Annotated in this window: 8 protein-coding genes, 1 tRNA gene, 1 other RNA gene and 1 pseudogene; 1 reads left to right on the forward strand and 10 read right to left on the reverse strand. The window is 48.5% G+C overall.

What is annotated here, in order from left to right; genetic code table 11:
* Positions 1 to 13: 13 nt before the first annotated feature.
* From FFV08_07920 to dnaG, 8 genes and pseudogenes are all read right to left on the reverse strand, one after another.
* Positions 14 to 3,234, reverse strand: a pseudogene (locus FFV08_07920) (SP_1767 family glycosyltransferase).
* A 344-nt stretch (positions 3,235 to 3,578) separates the two neighbouring features.
* Complete coding sequence (locus FFV08_07925; GenBank protein ID QLB53289.1) at positions 3,579 to 12,347, reverse strand: accessory Sec-dependent serine-rich glycoprotein adhesin; 8,769 nt, start codon at positions 12,345 to 12,347, stop codon at positions 3,579 to 3,581.
* A gap of 214 nt (positions 12,348 to 12,561) precedes the next feature.
* Positions 12,562 to 12,649 (reverse strand) — tRNA-Ser (locus FFV08_07930).
* A 38-nt stretch (positions 12,650 to 12,687) separates the two neighbouring features.
* Positions 12,688 to 13,524 carry a DUF695 domain-containing protein gene (locus FFV08_07935; GenBank protein QLB52534.1) on the reverse strand — a complete coding sequence of 279 codons (837 nt, stop codon included), beginning with the start codon at positions 13,522 to 13,524 and terminating at the stop codon, positions 12,688 to 12,690.
* 166 nt (positions 13,525 to 13,690) lie between these two features.
* Positions 13,691 to 14,039, reverse strand: a transfer-messenger RNA (tmRNA) gene (gene ssrA / locus FFV08_07940).
* 80 nt (positions 14,040 to 14,119) lie between these two features.
* On the reverse strand, positions 14,120 to 14,458 hold the full coding sequence (locus tag FFV08_07945; protein QLB52535.1) for a metal-sulfur cluster assembly factor: 339 nt from the start codon (positions 14,456 to 14,458) through the stop codon (positions 14,120 to 14,122).
* Positions 14,459 to 14,576: 118 nt separating this feature from the next.
* Positions 14,577 to 15,689, reverse strand: coding sequence for an RNA polymerase sigma factor RpoD (gene rpoD, locus FFV08_07950; GenBank protein ID QLB52536.1), 1,113 nt, complete (start codon positions 15,687 to 15,689; stop codon positions 14,577 to 14,579).
* A 2-nt stretch (positions 15,690 to 15,691) separates the two neighbouring features.
* Positions 15,692 to 17,500 carry a DNA primase gene (dnaG, locus tag FFV08_07955; protein ID QLB52537.1) on the reverse strand — a complete coding sequence of 603 codons (1,809 nt, stop codon included), beginning with the start codon at positions 17,498 to 17,500 and terminating at the stop codon, positions 15,692 to 15,694.
* A gap of 130 nt (positions 17,501 to 17,630) precedes the next feature.
* On the opposite strand from dnaG, the gene mscL reads away from it, so the two are divergent.
* On the forward strand, positions 17,631 to 18,014 hold the full coding sequence (mscL, locus tag FFV08_07960) for a large conductance mechanosensitive channel protein MscL (GenBank protein QLB52538.1): 384 nt from the start codon (positions 17,631 to 17,633) through the stop codon (positions 18,012 to 18,014).
* Positions 18,015 to 18,324: 310 nt separating this feature from the next.
* Here mscL and FFV08_07965 read toward each other — a convergent pair whose 3' ends face one another.
* Together FFV08_07965 and FFV08_07970 are read right to left on the reverse strand one after the other, a co-directional pair.
* Positions 18,325 to 18,501 (reverse strand): 30S ribosomal protein S21, encoded by a 177-nt coding sequence (locus FFV08_07965; GenBank protein QLB52539.1) that lies wholly within the window; start codon positions 18,499 to 18,501, stop codon positions 18,325 to 18,327.
* Between the two features lie 148 nt (positions 18,502 to 18,649).
* Positions 18,650 to 19,333, reverse strand: coding sequence for a DUF4956 domain-containing protein (locus FFV08_07970; GenBank protein QLB52540.1), 684 nt, complete (start codon positions 19,331 to 19,333; stop codon positions 18,650 to 18,652).

Here is a 19,333-nt window from a genome sequence, read left to right on the forward strand (position 1 = left end):
CTTTTTCTAATCTTCATTCCTGAGCCAGATTGGCAACAATCTGACTGTCGTAAGCTTGGTCATCCCTAAACTCAATATCCTGATCAAAGTTGTGCTCAGCCGTATGCTTGTGCGACAGCTTGACCTTGTGCGTAGCCCCCATCTGGAACCACTCATACTCCGAGTCAATATGCCCAATATCCAGCGCCCGATAACCTTCCTGCACCAGATCATAGACCAAGACCTTGGCCGTTGGACCTAGCATGGTCAAAATCAGACGATTACCCGCATGCTCTCGGACAGCCTGCTTGATAGCCTCCAGCTTGCTGTAGGCATTGCGCGAAGGACAAATAATCCGCTTGATGGACCTAGCTCCGTCAAAGAGGTCATTGCCCACACCAGAGCGAGAAGTCAAGCCCTCTACGATCAAGAGGTCCTTGTCTTGCCATAGCTGCTTGAGCTTTGCAAAATAGCCCGCAGACGGTGTCTTATCTTCCAAGTCGATATAAGGACGGGAAATAAAGGTTGAGCCATACCAAGGCGCCCGGCAAATCTCTTGATAATCTGCTAAGTGATAATACAAGTGAACTTTCCAAAAATTCTGAGCATCGATGGAATAGCGCTCCAGCCCTTTAAAGACATCGGACAGACAGACCATCAAACGCTCATCGCTCTCCATAGACATGATCTCTCTCAAGCGTGCTGACAGCTCTGGATCGTATTCCTGATAAACGATACCACGACCTGCAATCAAATCCATCTCCCATCCCCAAAGCGAACCACTGAAGCCCCCTTCTCCAAGAGATAATCCAGTGATTGGTCGATAGAGAGTACAGAAATCTGCCGCTCTTCAGGCTCGGCTAAGCCCAGCTTCTCAATAGCCTGCACCATGGCTTCAGGATTATCGGTTGGAAAGACTTCCTGCCCCTGCTGACCATGGGCTGTACTGTCAAAGGCAAAGACTGGCTTACCAGCAGACTTAAAGCGAGCAATGATATCCCCTACCTCATCACCGGCATTGATATCTAGCAGCAGCTGAGACTTGGCTTCCAGCGACTCCAAGAGAGCCGGAATCCCAGCAATATCTGAGCTGACGCTGACATTAGGATACTGGAGCAGACGCGTGATCGGCTCTGCTACCACTACCGGTGCTGCGATGTAGAAATGACAGGCAGGCAGGGATTGAATCAGATAGTCGATATGCAGCAGGTCACAAGAATAGGTGTAGACTAGGCAGGACAGACTTGAGCCCTCTTCACCTTCCACCATTTTTTGAGTCAGGGCTCCGACTGGCTCCTGCATATCCGACCAATCCAGTCCCTGATAGAACCACCAGACCTCACGATAGATGGACTGGGTGTACTCTTTCCAAGGCTTGCGCTCGGTCAGATAGTGGATGACAGGCGGATAGAGACCTTTTTCTGGCTCATAGTCCGAAAAGGTCGTGTGCAACGTAATGCAGTTATAAGCAAAAGGCAGCTCCAGCCAGTGGTTCTCAAAGAGCATATTGAGAATGCTTTGGTCATCCTGAGTAACTTTATCATGTAAGTTATCAGTCATCTCAATCAATTGACCTGCTACATCATTTTCACGCCAATAGTCTACATTGATCAGCAAAACACCTGAGTTAAAAATCTGCTCGCCAAAGTAAACTTCGCCACCCAGATCTCTTACCGCTCCAAGCGGATAGGAACCCAAATCAACTGCAAAAATTTCTGATAAGTCACGTGTAACTACAATATCGCAATCCAAATAAAGAGCTTGATCTTCCTGTACAAAAGTAGCCGTAAAATATCTCAAAAAAACTGAATAATGGATATTAGTCTTATATTGACTAATATGACTGCCATCCACCCGAGCATTGACAATCTGGCAGTCTAGCTTAGCCAGTCTCTTTTGCATGCTGACAAACCACTCTGTCGGAAAGTCACTGTTGATGACATAAAACTTGATAAAGCGATTGTGGCAGACGATGGACTTAATGGTGGTTAAGACCTGCTCACTATAGGCAGCATTAGCCGCCAGCACCACAGCGCGAAAGGCTTGCGGCTTCTCTTTTTTCATCAGACTGCGCAGCTTTTCCACCATCTCCTGTGGATTTTCATGCGGATAGACCAGCTCTTCGTTTTCATTTTTCTTAGTATTGTCAAAAGCCAGAACTGGCTTGTCAAGTGCCTTGAAACGACGGCTCAGTTCATAGTGCTCGCTCCCATGGTGAATATCCAAATAGACCTGGCACTTATCAATGAGCTCATCCAGCACTGCATGAATAACCTGCGGATAGAGATGGATGTTCTCATACTGATTCAAAGATTGCAGATAAGCTCCCATCTCTGTGTAGCAGGCGATGTGAAAATGAACCCTAGGCAGGGACTGGGCTAAAAACTCAATCTGCTCTAGCTCTTGCACATCTGTCAGGAGCATGCAGTTGAGAGCGGCCTTCTCCCAACGGTCCGGCATCTCAAACTCTCCCCGATGATAGGCTAAAATCTCCTCCAGACTCAAGGCCTGAAAGTCCCACCAAAGCTGACGGTAGCGATAGCTAACTTCCGAGTTCCAGGGCTTGCGAAAGGTCGTATAGTGGATAATCAGAGGTTCCTGATCCAGCTCAAAATGACCATTCCAGCCGCTGTAAAAGGCCACCAAATCATGGCCTACCTGCAGATTGTAAATCTTATCCAGGGGCAGCCAGTCCTGAGCCAGCACATGATTTAAAACCGTCTGATCGCCGTTAAAATCCTCCATCTGACCAGACTGGACCAAGTCCATGATGCGGTCTGTTTCCTTGATAAAGGTCTCCTGCAGCTGCCTTTCTTTCCATGCTCGATTATCAATTAGCAGAACGCCAGCATTAAAGCCATAACCTCCAGCATCTCCAACCGCAGCCACAAGCTTGCCCTCTAGAGAAATACCAAATAAAGGCTGCAAATCTCTATTAACTACTAGGTCACTATCCAGATAAAGGACCCGCTCCTCTGCTACAAACTGCGGAATGAAATAGCGAGCATAGTTAGCTGAGCTGATATGGTCCTGCGTCAGCCACTCTGGACTGATAGTCACTTGGTCCAAGCTGATATTAACTAATTCACTGTCCAGTTGCTCAGCCAGCTCATTAAAATCACGGAACCACTCGTCACTCAATCCCTGATTGAAAACATAGATTTTTACATTTTTATTGTAATATAAAATCGACTTAATTGTAGTCGAAACTTGCTCCTGATAGGCCTGATCCCCAACCAAAACAATCGTTTTCATTTCTTCCCTTACTCTTTCATTTCATAAACTCTAAAACATCATTTCTATACTTGATATTATATAAAATATTGTCCAAAAAATCTATATTCTCAGGGACTTTCCTGCACAATAAAGAAGACTTTTTTCTACTAAATTGTCAAAAAAACAGGAAGTTGTCAAAACTTCCTGTTTCTATTGCCTGTTCGTTTATTTTCACCAGTCTTTCAGATGATATTTTAGCAAGCAAGGGCTAGAAATCATGACATGATTTCCTTCATGGTTTGCGCTATTCATCACTTCCATAACTCACTAACTGAGTGAGCTTTTGGCTGACTATAAGATAAACAAATCGGCTCTATTTACTGCTACTCCTCGGAGTCGCTTTTCTTTTTACGTCGCTTGAAGGCCAAGCCCAAGGCTCCTATGCCCAGAGCCAGGATGGAAGCCTTGCTCTCCGTTTCCCCTGTCTGAGGCAAACGACCTCTGGAAATCATATCCAACTCAGACTGTCTTGCTGAAGCTGACAGACTTTCAGATATGCTCTGACTAGCTGACAGGCTAGTAGACAAGCTTTCCGATACAGACTGGCTGACACGGGCAAGCTCGCTGAGACTGACTGCTGCTGACAGTGACATTGACTCGCTGATTGACTGCGAATCACTGATAGAAGCACTTTCTGAACCAGACAGACTAGCCGACGTGCTTGCACTTACTGATGCACTCGTCGATGCGGATGTGCTTGCACTTACGGACGCACTTAGTGAAGCAGATACACTTGCCATCGCTAAGGCAGACGCCTGCACTGAATTGGATTCGCTGATTGATGCAGAAGTACTTGCGCTTACAGACGCACTCGTTGAGGCAGACGTACTTGCAGAAACAGATGCGCTCGTTGAGGCTGAGGTACTTGCACTTACCGACGCACTCGTTGAGGCCGACGTGCTTGCAGATACAGATGCACTAGTCGACGCGGATGTGCTGGCACTTACGGATGCACTCGTTGATGCTGAGGTGCTTGCACTTACAGACGCACTCGTTGAAGCAGACGTACTTGCTGACACAGACGCACTCGTCGATGCGGACGTGCTTGCACTTACGGACGCGCTGGTTGAGGCTGACGTACTTGCTGATACAGAGGCACTCGTCGATGCTGAGGTACTTGCACTTACTGATGCACTCGTTGATGCTGAGGTACTTGCACTTACTGATGCGCTAGTCGATGCGGACGTACTTGCGGATACTGACGCGCTGGTCGATGCCGACGTACTTGCAGATACTGACGCACTCGTCGATGCTGAGGTACTTGCACTTACAGATGCGCTCGTTGATGCCAACGTACTTGCGGATACTGACGCACTCGTCGACGCTGAGGTACTTGCGGATACAGAGGCACTGGTTGAAGCGGACGTACTTGCACTTACCGATGCACTCGTCGAGGCGGACGTGCTTGCAGATACTGATGCACTTGTGGACGCGGATTCACTTGCACTTACGGATGCGCTCGTTGAGGCTGAGGTACTTGCACTTACGGATGCGCTCGTTGAGGCTGATGTACTTGCAGATACGGACGCACTTGTCGATGCGGACGTGCTCGCTGATACTGAGGCACTCGTCGATGCGGACGTGCTGGCACTTACTGATGCGCTGGTTGAGGCGGACGTGCTTGCACTTACTGACGCACTTGTCGAAGCCGATTCGCTCGCACTTACTGACGCGCTAGTCGACGCGGACGTGCTTGCTGACACAGACGCACTCGTTGAGGCTGAGGTACTTGCACTTGTAGATGCGGACGTGCTGGCGGATACAGAGGCACTCATCGAAGCTGACGTACTTGCAGATACTGACGCACTTGTCGACGCTGATTCACTTGCACTTACAGATGCGCTGGTTGACGCAGACGTGCTTGCAGATACGGATGCGCTCGTTGAAGCCGAGGTGCTTGCGCTTACTGACGCGCTCGTGGACGCGGACGTACTTGCAGATACTGAAGCGCTCGTGGACGCTGAGGTGCTTGCACTCACTGACGCACTCGTCGATGCTGACGTACTTGCAGAAACAGATGCACTCGTGGACGCAGACGTACTTGCACTTACTGACGCACTCGTTGAGGCGGACGTGCTTGCGGATACAGATGCGCTGGTTGAGGCAGACGTACTTGCAGATACAGATGCGCTCGTGGACGCTGAGGTGCTTGCACTCACTGACGCACTCGTCGATGCTGACGTACTTGCAGAAACAGATGCACTCGTCGATGCAGACGTACTTGCACTTACGGATGCGCTCGTGGACGCCGACGTACTTGCAGATACGGATGCACTCGTTGAAGCTGATTCACTTGCACTTACTGATGCACTGGTTGAAGCGGACTCGCTTGCACTTACCGATGCACTTGTGGACGCTGATTCACTTGCACTTACCGACGCACTCGTTGAGGCCGACGTGCTTGCAGATACAGATGCACTAGTCGACGCGGATGTGCTGGCACTTACGGATGCACTCGTTGATGCTGAGGTGCTTGCACTTACAGACGCACTCGTTGAAGCAGACGTACTTGCTGACACAGACGCACTCGTCGATGCGGACGTGCTTGCACTTACGGACGCGCTGGTTGAGGCTGACGTACTTGCTGATACAGAGGCACTCGTCGATGCTGAGGTACTTGCACTTACTGATGCACTCGTTGATGCTGAGGTACTTGCGCTTACGGACGCACTCGTGGAGGCTGAAGTACTTGCACTCACTGACGCACTCGTAGACGCTGAAGTGCTTGCGGAAACTGACGCACTTGTCGATGCTGAAGTACTTGCGCTTACAGACGCACTCGTCGACGCTGAAGTGCTTGCGGAAACTGATGCGCTTGTTGAGGCGGACGTACTTGCTGATACAGATGCACTTGTTGAGGCGGACGTGCTTGCGGATACAGATGCGCTGGTTGAGGCAGACGTACTTGCAGATACAGATGCGCTCGTGGACGCGGATTCACTTGCACTTACGGATGCGCTCGTTGAGGCGGATGTACTTGCACTTACGGACGCGCTTGTGGATGCGGACGTGCTTGCGGACACTGACGCGCTCGTGGAAGCTGAGGTACTTGCACTTACGGACGCACTGGTCGATGCTGATGTGCTTGCACTTACGGATGCACTCGTCGAAGCGGAGGTGCTTGCTGAAATTGACGCACTTGTAGACGCTGAGGTACTTGCACTTACAGACGCACTCGTTGAAGCGGACGTGCTGGCAGATACTGACGCGCTGGTAGACGCCGATGTGCTGGCAGATACTGACGCGCTCGTTGAGGCGGACGTGCTTGCTGATACGGATGCACTCGTCGACGCTGACGTGCTGGCAGACACTGACGCACTCGTCGACGCGGATGTGCTTGCGGATACTGACGCACTCGTTGAGGCTGACGTACTTGCACTTACAGATGCGCTGGTTGATGCAGACGTGCTTGCTGAGACAGAGGCACTAGTCAACGCTGACGTGCTGGCGCTTACGGATGCACTCGTTGATGCTGAGGTGCTTGCACTTACAGACGCACTCGTTGAAGCAGACGTACTTGCTGACACAGACGCACTCGTCGATGCGGACGTGCTTGCACTTACGGACGCGCTGGTTGAGGCTGACGTACTTGCTGATACAGAGGCACTCGTCGATGCTGAGGTACTTGCACTTACTGATGCACTCGTTGAAGCTGACGTACTTGCGGAAACTGATGCACTCGTTGAGGCTGACGTACTTGCGCTTACTGACGCACTCGTTGAAGCTGAGATACTTGCTGAAACTGACGCACTTGTTGAGGCGGATGTACTTGCAGATACTGATGCACTTGTGGACGCGGATTCACTTGCACTTACGGATGCGCTCGTTGAGGCGGAGGTACTTGCACTTACGGATGCGCTCGTTGAGGCTGATGTACTTGCACTTAATGATGCACTCGTTGAGGCAGATGTACTTGCACTTACTGACGCACTCGTTGAGGCGGATGTACTTGCTGAGACAGATGCACTCGTTGAAGCTGAGGTACTTGCACTTAATGATGCACTCGTTGAGGCAGATGTACTTGCACTTACTGACGCACTCGTTGAGGCCGACGCACTTGCGCTTACAGACGCACTCGTTGAGGCGGAGGTACTTGCTGATACTGAGGCACTCGTCGATGCGGACGTGCTGGCTGACACTGACGCACTAGTAGACGCCGAGGTGCTTGCTGAAACTGATGCACTCGTTGAAGCAGACGTACTTGCAGATACAGAGGCACTCGTTGAGGCTGAGGTACTTGCTGATACTGAGGCACTCGTCGATGCGGACGTGCTGGCAGATACTGACGCGCTGGTAGACGCCGATGTGCTGGCAGATACTGACGCGCTCGTTGAGGCGGACGTGCTTGCTGATACGGATGCACTCGTCGACGCTGACGTGCTGGCAGACACTGACGCGCTCGTTGAAGCAGACGTACTTGCACTTACGGACGCACTTGTTGAGGCCGACGTGCTTGCACTTACGGATGCACTTGTTGAGGCCGACGTGCTTGCTGAGACAGAGGCACTCGTTGAAGCTGACTCGCTCGCACTTACGGACGCACTCGTTGAGGCAGACGTACTTGCACTTACGGATGCGCTGGTCGATGCAGACGTACTTGCAGATACAGATGCACTCGTTGAAGCCGATGTACTTGCACTTACCGACGCGCTCGTTGAAGCCGATGTACTTGCACTTACCGATGCGCTCGTGGAAGCTGACGTGCTGGCAGATACGGACGCACTCGTTGAAGCTGACGTGCTGGCTGATACTGAAGCGCTCGTCGACGCGGACGTACTTGCACTTACCGACGCGCTCGTTGAAGCCGACGTACTTGCACTTACGGATGCGCTTGTTGAAGCCGAAGTGCTTGCAGATACTGACGCGCTCGTTGAAGCCGATGTACTTGCACTTACCGACGCGCTCGTTGAAGCCGATGTACTTGCACTTACCGATGCGCTCGTGGAAGCTGACGTGCTGGCAGATACGGACGCACTCGTTGAAGCTGACGTGCTGGCTGATACTGAAGCGCTCGTCGACGCGGACGTACTTGCACTTACCGACGCGCTCGTTGAAGCCGACGTACTTGCACTTACGGATGCGCTTGTTGAAGCCGAAGTGCTTGCAGATACTGACGCGCTCGTTGAAGCCGATGTACTTGCACTTACGGACGCGCTCGTTGAAGCAGATGTGCTTGCACTTACGGACGCACTCGTTGAAGCAGACGTACTTGCGGATACTGACGCGCTGGTGGACGCGGAGGTACTTGCAGAAACAGATGCACTTGTGGACGCGGACGTACTTGCACTTACAGACGCGCTCGTTGAAGCCGACGTACTTGCTGAAACTGATGCACTTGTGGAAGCGGACGTGCTTGCTGACACTGACGCGCTGGTTGAGGCAGACGTACTTGCAGAAACTGACGCACTCGTCGATGCAGACGTACTTGCACTTACGGATGCACTAGTTGAGGCGGACGTGCTTGCGGATACTGACGCACTAGTAGACGCGGAGGTACTTGCGCTTACCGACGCACTCGTCGACGCGGACGTACTTGCGCTTACTGACGCACTTGTGGACGCGGACGTACTTGCACTTACCGACGCGCTCGTTGAAGCAGACGTACTTGCACTTACCGACGCACTCGTCGATGCTGACGTGCTTGCTGACACAGACGCACTAGTAGACGCTGAGGTACTTGCACTTACTGACGCGCTCGTTGATGCTGACGTACTTGCGCTTACGGACGCACTCGTCGATGCTGAGGTACTTGCAGAGACAGACGCACTCGTCGATGCAGACGTGCTTGCGGATACTGATGCGCTAGTCGACGCGGACGTGCTGGCTGATACAGATGCACTCGTTGAGGCGGATTCGCTTGCGGATACTGATGCACTCGTTGAAGCCGACGTGCTGGCTGATATTGACGCACTCGTTGAAGCTGACGTGCTGGCTGATACTGAAGCGCTCGTCGACGCGGACGTGCTTGCACTTACTGATGCACTCGTTGACGCAGACGTGCTTGCACTTACTGACGCACTTGTGGACGCGGACGTGCTTGCTGACACAGACGCACTGGTGGACGCAGACGTGCTGGCTGATACAGATGCACTCGTTGAGGCCGATGTACTTGCGGATACTGAAGCGCTGGTCGATGCCGACGTACTTGCAGATACGGACGCACTCGTCGATGCTGAGGTACTTGCACTTACCGACGCACTTGTGGACGCGGACGTACTTGCAGATACGGACGCACTGGTTGAGGCGGATTCGCTCGCAGATACTGATGCACTGGTTGAGGCTGAGGTACTTGCGCTTACTGACGCACTCGTAGACGCGGACGTGCTTGCGGATACTGATGCGCTGGTGGACGCGGACGTACTTGCACTTACGGATGCACTCGTCGATGCGGATGTACTTGCGCTTACTGACGCACTCGTCGATGCTGAGGTGCTTGCACTTACGGATGCACTCGTTGAAGCTGAGGTGCTTGCACTTACTGATGCGCTCGTTGAGGCGGACGTGCTTGCGGATACTGACGCGCTCGTTGAGGCGGACGTGCTTGCTGAGACAGAGGCACTAGTCGACGCTGACGTGCTGGCTGATACTGAAGCGCTCGTCGATGCGGACGTGCTTGCGCTCACTGATGCGCTAGTCGACGCTGACGTGCTGGCTGAGACAGACGCACTCGTTGAGGCAGACGTACTTGCGGATACTGATGCGCTAGTCGATGCGGATGTGCTTGCGGATACTGACGCACTCGTTGATGCGGACGTACTTGCGGAAACAGACGCACTCGTTGAGGCTGACGTACTTGCACTTACCGATGCACTCGTTGAAGCCGAGGTACTTGCACTTGTAGATGCGCTAGTCGACGCTGACGTGCTGGCTGATACAGATGCACTCATTGAAGCCGAGGTACTTGCAGATACGGATGCGCTAGTCGATGCAGACGTACTTGCGCTTACAGATGCACTGGTTGAGGCAGACGTACTTGCACTTACCGATGCACTGGTTGAGGCTGAGGTACTTGCGCTTACTGACGCACTAGTCGACGCGGACGTGCTGGCTGATACAGATGCGCTCGTTGAGGCAGATGTGCTTGCGGATACTGACGCACTCGTTGAAGCTGACGTGCTTGCTGACACAGACGCGCTCGTTGAAGCCGATGTACTTGCAGATACGGATGCGCTAGTCGATGCAGACGTACTTGCTGAAACTGACGCACTTGTTGAAGCTGACGTGCTGGCTGATACGGATGCGCTAGTCGACGCGGACGTACTTGCACTTACCGACGCGCTCGTTGAAGCCGACGTACTTGCACTTACGGATGCGCTTGTTGAAGCCGAAGTGCTTGCAGATACTGACGCGCTGGTCGACGCCGACGTGCTGGCTGATACGGATGCACTAGTTGAGGCGGACGTGCTTGCGGATACTGACGCACTAGTAGACGCGGAGGTACTTGCGCTTACCGACGCACTCGTCGACGCGGACGTACTTGCGCTTACTGACGCACTTGTGGACGCGGACGTGCTGGCAGACACTGACGCACTCGTTGAAGCTGAGGTGCTTGCACTTACTGAAGCACTTGTCGACGCAGACGTACTTGCAGATACTGAAGCACTAGCTGAAGCTGACGTACTTGCGGATACTGACGCACTCGTTGACGCTGAAGTACTTGCCGACACAGAAGCACTCGTCGATGCGGATGTCGAAGCTGATGTTAAAGCTGAACGACTTGATGCAAGATCTTTTACTACTCTATTCGCAGGGATAGTATCTGTAGATGAGTCTGGATAAGTAATGGTAACCGTTCCATCTGGAGAGACGGTAATTCTAGCAGCAGCTGGTATCTCAGGATTTGCTGCTCTTACCGCGGCAGCTACAGCATTTCTCTCAGTTGTAGATAATCTAGAAACGTCATTTACATAAGTTATAGACGGATCAGCAGGATCGTACTTTTCATTTTGACTTTTAACAGTAAGGATAAATCTTTCGAGTCCATTCCGATTAGCATTATCTACCATTGGAGTGGCATTTCCTGAAGGGTCCCACGCAACTATATAACGAGTATAAAAACCAATAACTGTATCTGTAGGAACCTCACCAAACATTCTAGTTAGTAGAGGATTTTGTACAGTAGCATTACCAGGCTGACCAAGATTCTCTGTTGAATATTTTACCCAATTAGGAGAAAGGAAAGTACTATTAGCACCACCTTCAACATTTCGGATGACAACTCTATTAACTTGACCGCTATTATCAGTGGTTTCTACATAAAATTCAAAGGATTCACCACGGTATACTACATAATCCCCAGATTTCACTTGGGGAGCTTCTGTATCAACAGCATTCGCTACATCACGACGCGTTCTTCTCCGCCCTGTCTGGCTAGAAGCTTCTGTTGACTGCTGACCGCTTTCGGATTTAGCACTCTCTGATGTAGAGGTGGTAGATGTCTGACTAGCTGAGACTGACTCTGATGCACTAGCAGACGCGCTAGTGCTTGCACTCACTGAATCAGATGTACTTGAAGACACTGAAAGAGACTCAGAAACACTTAAGGATTCTGAGACTGACTGAGATGTGCTGGCACTGACAGAGGCAGAGCTAGACTGTGACATTGACTCTGAAGCTGAGATGCTGGCAGAGATGGATGCACTGACAGAAGCACTGGCACTGGCTGAGGAGGTATCTGATACAGACTCTGACTCAGTATGTGAGCTTGCCGTTGCGGTCGCTGCCTCAGCAGCACTGCTTTCTTCTCCTAAAACTGTTTCACCACGTGTCGCTAAAACGTCTGTCGTGTCAATGACTTTTTCCAGAGCCTGATCTTCTTCCGCATGGACGATTGTGTTTGTTACAATAGCTCCGCCCAGCACAGCCCCCGTGGCGACAATGCCCCTCAAAAAGTCTATGCCGCTCTTCTTATCGGTAACTTGTTCTTCCGTTACCTTGAGCTCGATCGATGAAAGGCCTCCCCCTCTCATTGATCTAAAAAGGCCGAACTGTGATGTCGCAGCACGCAGCCAATGCTTGCCCGATTTAATCAGCTTAAAACGAGTCACGCGCTCTACTTCGTGGTACTTACCTTTTTGACGCTTAAAAAACATAACTCTCCCTTTAATTTATATCCTTTTAAAACTCTATTACTCTCATTTTACCACACTATTAAATAAAATGAACAATAAAATACTTATTTTTTTGCTGAAATTGTTTTCAATCATTTCCAAAGATATTCATATTCAAAAAGAATCACCTTTCTTCCATATTCCATAACCTTTTGCAATAGAAAAAACGCCAAACAGCGTTTCTTGCATCTTATAACGGAAGACATGGGATTCGAACCCACGCACGCTTTTACACGCCTACTGCGTTTCCAACACAGCCTCTTAAGCCTCTTGAGTAATCTTCCACAAAAGAGAAAGCCCAGCTTTCCCAAAACTTTAACCATTATACCACATTACAGCCCCAACCGCCATAGTTTCCGTTAAATTTTTTCACAAATTCGACCAAAGTCCAAACATTCTGGTTCAAATCAAAGATTTCCGTCGTATCCATACGAATCACATGCAGCTGATAAGGTTTGTCCGCATCTTCTATCTTTTCAGCAGATACGAGGCTATAGCCCAACTCTTCGACTTCCTTTAGAAAACCATCTCGGTCTTCCTCAGACGCAAAATAGGCCCAATGGTCAATCTCGCGCTCCTGACTATGGTCATCGCCGTCTTGCTCCAGCTGGTACCAGACCCGCTGGTTGAGAATGGTCTGATACTCGTATTCATTAGGATAGAGAAAGTCAAAGTACTGATCCCACTCCTCATCTTCCAAGGTCGCCGAGTCATAGCGGCGGTCTGGAAAGTCGAGCATCACGTTTGCAATCGGATCCAGATGGCTTTTCTTATCTTGCAGATAGTAGTAAAACTCAATATTTCCATCTGTGGTAATCACACCAACATGAATACCACCGACCTGGCCCAAAGCCTCAGAAAGCCGATCCTCAATCACATTCAGCTCCTTAAACTCTTCACTAGATGGAAAACCCGTCTCCCCATCATACTGGAGGAGCGATATCTTGAGCCTCATAGCATAGGCATAGAGAGGATAGGGTGCCTCATCAGCCAAGGCTAGATTCAAACGGATACTAGCTAGCTTGTCATCAATATAGGTCGAGAAAGATCCCCACTCACTCGGAAAAGGATCCTCAGCAGGAACCTCCAGCACTGCCTCTTGCACCTTTTCTTTCTCCTGCTCCTGCTTTTTACCAAAAAGATTCTTAAAAAAACTCATATCCAACTTCCCTTAATACTTATGAAATCGACCAACTAGAAATACAAATATTTCCTTTGTCATCACTAACATCATTGTATTACTTTTTCAGACAGAAATCAAGATTCCCTGAAGAACGTAAAAGCAAAAAACGCTGATTTCTCAACGCTTTAGAAAGGCTTTAAAATAATGGAGCCGGTGGGAGTCGAACCCACGTCCAAACATCTGCTAACACATTTGTCTACAACCATAGGCTATGTATTGATTTAACTTAACTTTGACACATAGCTCAAGCCCAAGTCAAGCGAGTCTATCAATCTCTTGCAAAATCCCTAGACCAGATTTTGCCGTAGCTTGCTCATAATAAGACCTGTCATCAGACACAAGCAATCCGAATCGGGTCACGCTGGCTGGTTTTTAGGCAGCTACAGCGTAAGAATTGTTATTTTTTGCAGTTATATTTAACTGGCGTTTTACATCCGCTAGATGGGTTGCAAAATGTGCCTCATAATGCCTGTCGAATCCGTAACGACCCCAAGACAATAGAACATTATAACAGAATCTGCTAAAAAAAGCAAAAGCCTGCACGCAGCAGGCCAGTGCTTACTATCAGTTCTTAGCGAATCCCCAAAGCAATTCGAGCATAACGGCTCATCTTTTCCACAGTCCAAGCTGGGTACCAAACCAACTTAACATCCGTCTTGGTAACCTCTGGAACATCTGACATAGCATCATAGATCTGGTCAGTCAGAAGATCCGCCAGAGGGCATCCCATGGTTGTCAGGGTCATATCGATTTCTGTTTCCCCATTGGTCTCGTCAAAACGGATTTCATAGATCAAGCCTAGATTGACAATATCAATTCCTAGCTCTGGGTCAATGACCTGCTCCAAGCTCTCTAGAATACGTGTTTTAATCTTTTCAACTTCTTCAGGGCTGTATTTTTGTTCTGACATGCAATATCCTCCTTATAGATATAGCAGAAATTTCAAGTTGCTTGAGGAGGCTTTGTTTTTCAGCTAGGATTGCCGACTTGACACTTCCTGCTCTGCCCCTCGTTGCGCTCTTCAATTCTTAATCTTCGATAAAGTCTCTGAGTGGTTTGCTGCGGCTTGGATGGCGAAGTTTACGCAGGGCTTTGGCTTCAATCTGGCGAATCCGCTCGCGGGTGACATTGAAGACCTTGCCGACATCTTCCAGTGTCCGCATTTTTCCATCGTCCAGACCAAAGCGCAGACGCAAGACGTTTTCCTCGCGGTCTGTCAGCGTATCCAAAACCTCATCCAGCTGCTCGCGAAGAACAACACGGGTTGTGTAGTCGACTGGATTTTCAATTACTTCATCTTCGATAAAGTCTCCCAGATGACTGTCATCTTCTTCACCGATAGGTGTCTCCAAGGAAACTGGCTCTTGGGCAATCTTGAGAATCTCACGAACCTTGTCTGGCGTCATATCCATGCGCTCAGCGATTTGCTCTGGTGTTGGGTCTTGACCCAATTCCTGCAAGAGATTGCGTTGCTCACGGACCAACTTGTTAATAGTTTCCACCATGTGGACCGGAATCCGAATAGTCCGAGCTTGGTCAGCAATCGCACGGGTAATGGCCTGACGAATCCACCAAGTCGCATAAGTTGAAAACTTAAATCCTTTGGTGTAGTCGAACTTATCAACGGCCTTCATCAGCCCCATATTTCCTTCTTGGATCAAGTCAAGAAACTGCATACCACGGCCGACATAGCGCTTGGCAATGGAAACAACCAGACGAAGATTGGCCTCAGCCAGACGCTGCTTGGCTTCCAAGTCTCCTTGCTCTATCAAAATAGCCAGCTCCTGCTCTTCTTCATTGCTGAGAAGCGGCACAACCCCGATTTCTTTCAGATACATGCGGACTGGGTCATTAACCTTAGCTGAATTGCTGCCCAAGAGCTCTTCATCCGTCAGCTCCGCTTCTTCCTCTTCGTTATTTAAGACACGAGCGCTGGGATTTCCTTCCTTATCTGTAATTGAGATACCAGCATCCTGAATGCGCTGCAGCAAATCCTCAATCCCATCAGCGTCCAAAGTGAAGGGAATGACCAGTTGGTCATTGATCTCATCATCTGTCGCAACACCTGTCTGCTTGTGGTTGCGGATAAATTCTGCAATTTGAACGTCTAATGTTGTTACTTCTTTTTGTTTTGTAGCCATTCCTACTCCATTCTTCTTTTTTGCTCAATCAAGCGCTCCAGCTCGGACAGGGCTGTATCCGTATCTCCGCTGTGAGAGGCTTCTCGAATCTTCTTACTAATAAACTGATTATGCTTGCGCAAAATCTCCCGCTCTCTGGTTTCTTCCACTTCTTTCAACTCATCTTCCAAAACCTCATCCGGCAAGTCTTCTTCCAAGACCCGGTACCAAGCCTGCTGGACATGATCTGGCAGCTGGGACAAATCCAGCGGTGTCACCTCACCATTTGCCAGCAAAATCTCATACAAGGCCTGCAATTCTTCCGAGTCAAAGGCAAAGTCTTCTCTCAGCCTGTATTGGTTCAAAATCAAAGGATGATGCACCATGCGGTGGAAGATATGATTTTCCGCCCTCATCAGCCGACTCAGCCGATTTGAGGGCGAAAACTGCATGACGACTGGTTGAGACTGCTGAATCGGCGCCTCCTGACTGCGACTAGAGCGCTCAGCCAGTCGGCTGTTATTCACTGTCTGCTCCACCTGCTGATAATCAAAGTCCGGCAGCAGCTCAGCCAGCATGTAAATATAGGAGTTCTGAGCTGTGATGGACTTGGTCTTGGCAATAATCGGTGCCATCTTCTCTACAAACTCAATCTGAGCCTGCAGATTTTCAATATTATCTGGTTTCAGATGATGCAGCAGAAACTCCACATTACTTATTCGCGTTTTTCTCAGCAAATGCTGCAAATCTTCCTCAGAATTTTTAGCGAGAAATTCATCGGGGTCCAAATTATCCGGAATCCGAACAATTTCCACCGTCATATCTCTCAACTCATCCAAAGCCTTAGCAGTCGCTGCCTGCCCTGCCCTATCTCCATCGTAAGACAGGACTATCTTCTTGCAATACTTACTCAGGTGCTGGACATGCTCAGGCGTCAGAGCTGTCCCCATCGAGGCAACCGCATTTTCAATTCCGGCCCGATAAGCCGCAATCACATCCATGAAACCTTCCATCAGATAGACCTCATGGCTCTTCTTGATAACCGGCTTGGCCTTATCCAGATGATAAAGCTCGTAGCTTTTATTGAAAATAGCGGTGCTGCGGCTGTTTTTGTACTTGGCCTGATGGCCATCAGTAGCCACTGCCTGCCAAATCCGTCCGGAAAAGGCCACAACCTGCCCGCTGTCATTGGTCAGGGGAAACATAATTCGGTTTTGAAAGGCATCATAGACCAAATTATTCTCTGCCAGATTAAAGAGACCTGAGTTCATGATGGTATTCTCATCAAACTTGCCAGCCATACTCTTATGAAGATAATTCCCCTCATTAGGAGCCAGCCCGATTTGAAAATGCTTAAGAACATCATCTGTCAGTCCCCGCTGGTAGAGATAAGCCCGCGCTTCCTCTCCCATCTTGGTCGTCATCAGGACCGCATGATAAAACTTCGCTGCCTCGGTATGGATATCGTAGAGCGCCTGATGCGGATGGCTTTGTCTCGGTCGGTCATTTCCCGCCGTCTCCACAGCCAAAGGAATCCCTGCCCGTTCTGCTACAATCTGCACAGCATCCATAAAGGAAACGCCTCGATAATCCTCAATGAATTTGAAGACATCGCCCGACTTGCCGCAGCCAAAACAGTGATAAAACTGCTTGTCCTCTACAACGTTAAAAGAGGGCGTCTTTTCGCCATGAAAGGGACAGAGTCCCAGAAAATTCCGCCCAGCCTTAGTCAAGGCCACTGTTTCTCCTATGACATCGACGATATTGACGCTGTTTTTAATTTCAGAAATGATTTCTTTATCAATCAAGAGACAATACCTCCAATTTATCATAGAATATCATTCTATATTTTATAACAAAATGAAGCAAATGTAAAATATTTGACAAGCAAATATCTTGTAGATGTCATATAAATAAGCTATAATATAATCTCATTAATAAATTCTTGAAAGGAAAGAAAGAATGTTAAAGGATCTTAAAGAATTCTTGCTGCGCGGGAATGTAGTTGACCTAGCTGTTGCTGTTATTATCGGTGCTGCTTTCGGTGCAATTGTTACTTCATTGGTAAATGACATTATCACACCACTTATTTTGAACCCAGCCTTAAGTGCTGCTGGTGTAGATAAGATTGCTGAATTATCTTGGAATGGTGTTGCTTATGGTAGCTTCCTTAGCGCTGTCATCAACTTCCTTGTAATCGGAACTGTTCTTTTCTTCATAGTAAAAGCTGCAGAAAAAGCTCAAAGCTTGGGTAAAAAACAAGAAGAAGTTGTTGAAGAAGAACCAGCTCCAACTGAATTGGAAGTCCTGCAAGAAATCAAAGCTTTGTTGGCTGAGAAAAAATAAAGAGAATTCACTGATGAAAATCAGTGTCAGATTGAAGAAAAAGTCCATTTTGGACGATTTTCTTCAATCTTTTTCTTTTACTAGAGAAAATTAAAAACTCTTAAAATTAGCATTAGAACAGCATTCCTAAGAGTTTTCACTATATGATAACTAACCTTGATAAGGGAATTTTTTAATTACCGATAGGGTTTGTCTACGTTCTGTCACTGATGAAAATCAGTGTTTTTTTCTTGCCTTATTGCTCATAGTCATCCTCTTCTCTCCAAAGAGCCAAAACAAAAAACAGACCGGAGTCTGCTTTTTTGTTCAATTAGAATTTTTTACGTTTACGAGCTGCTTCTGATTTGCGTTTGCGTTTTACAGAAGGTTTTTCATAGAATTCACGTTTGCGTGTTTCTTGAAGAGTACCAGCTTTAGTAACCGCACGTTTGAAACGACGAAGTGCATCATCAAGTGATTCATTCTTGCGTACTACTGTTTTTGACATTCTTTTCACTCCCTTCAAGTCCAAAATCTATATAATCATACCACATATAGAAAAGAGTGTCAAGTATTTTTCTGTAAGTAAGATGAATTCCTTCTTCTACCTAGACAAAAAAAGACCAGCTGGCATATTGCAGCTGATCTTTAGTGCTTTATAATGTTTTACGCTTCTTAGCGGATTTGGATAGGGAAATGTCCTGAACCTTATCGTAACGCATAAACTGCTGAATGAGATCTCTATCATTTACGTCTGGATTCAAGTCAACAACATAGTCCAGCTTGATAGACTTCTTTTCAGCCGACTTGAGAGAGATCAGTTCGGCTGATTTACAAGCCGTTTCAAAGATAGCATCAAAGAGTACTTCGTAGTCAAAATCAGCTGGAACCTGAACCTGAACATAACGCCTAGTCTGACTGACTGAAGTAAAGCTCATCTTTTCAAAGAGCATCCAGATGCCTGAAATAGCTAGAGTAAAGAAAATTGCCAATGCTTCAAATCCCATCCCTGTTGTAATCCCAATAGCCGTCGCCATAAAGATGGCTAGGAGCTCCTTGGAGCCACCAGCGGCCGACCGGAAACGAATCAAACTGAAAGTCCCTGCTACGGCGACACTGGTACCCAGATTTCCATTAACCAAGAAGATGATAATGGAAATAATAGCTGGTAAAAGGGAGAGGGTAATGACAAACTCCTTGGTATAGATTGTCTGGCGCTTATAGACCTTGGCCAAGATAATTCCCAAAACCACACTGGTAGCTAGTGAAAAAATCAATGCTAAAGGATTAATCTTGACCTCCGTGGAAGAGTAAATGCTGTTAAATAACTGATCGAGCAT

Source organism: Streptococcus sanguinis, from assembly GCA_013378335.1.
Taxonomy (GTDB): Bacteria; Bacillota; Bacilli; order Lactobacillales; family Streptococcaceae; genus Streptococcus; species Streptococcus sanguinis_I.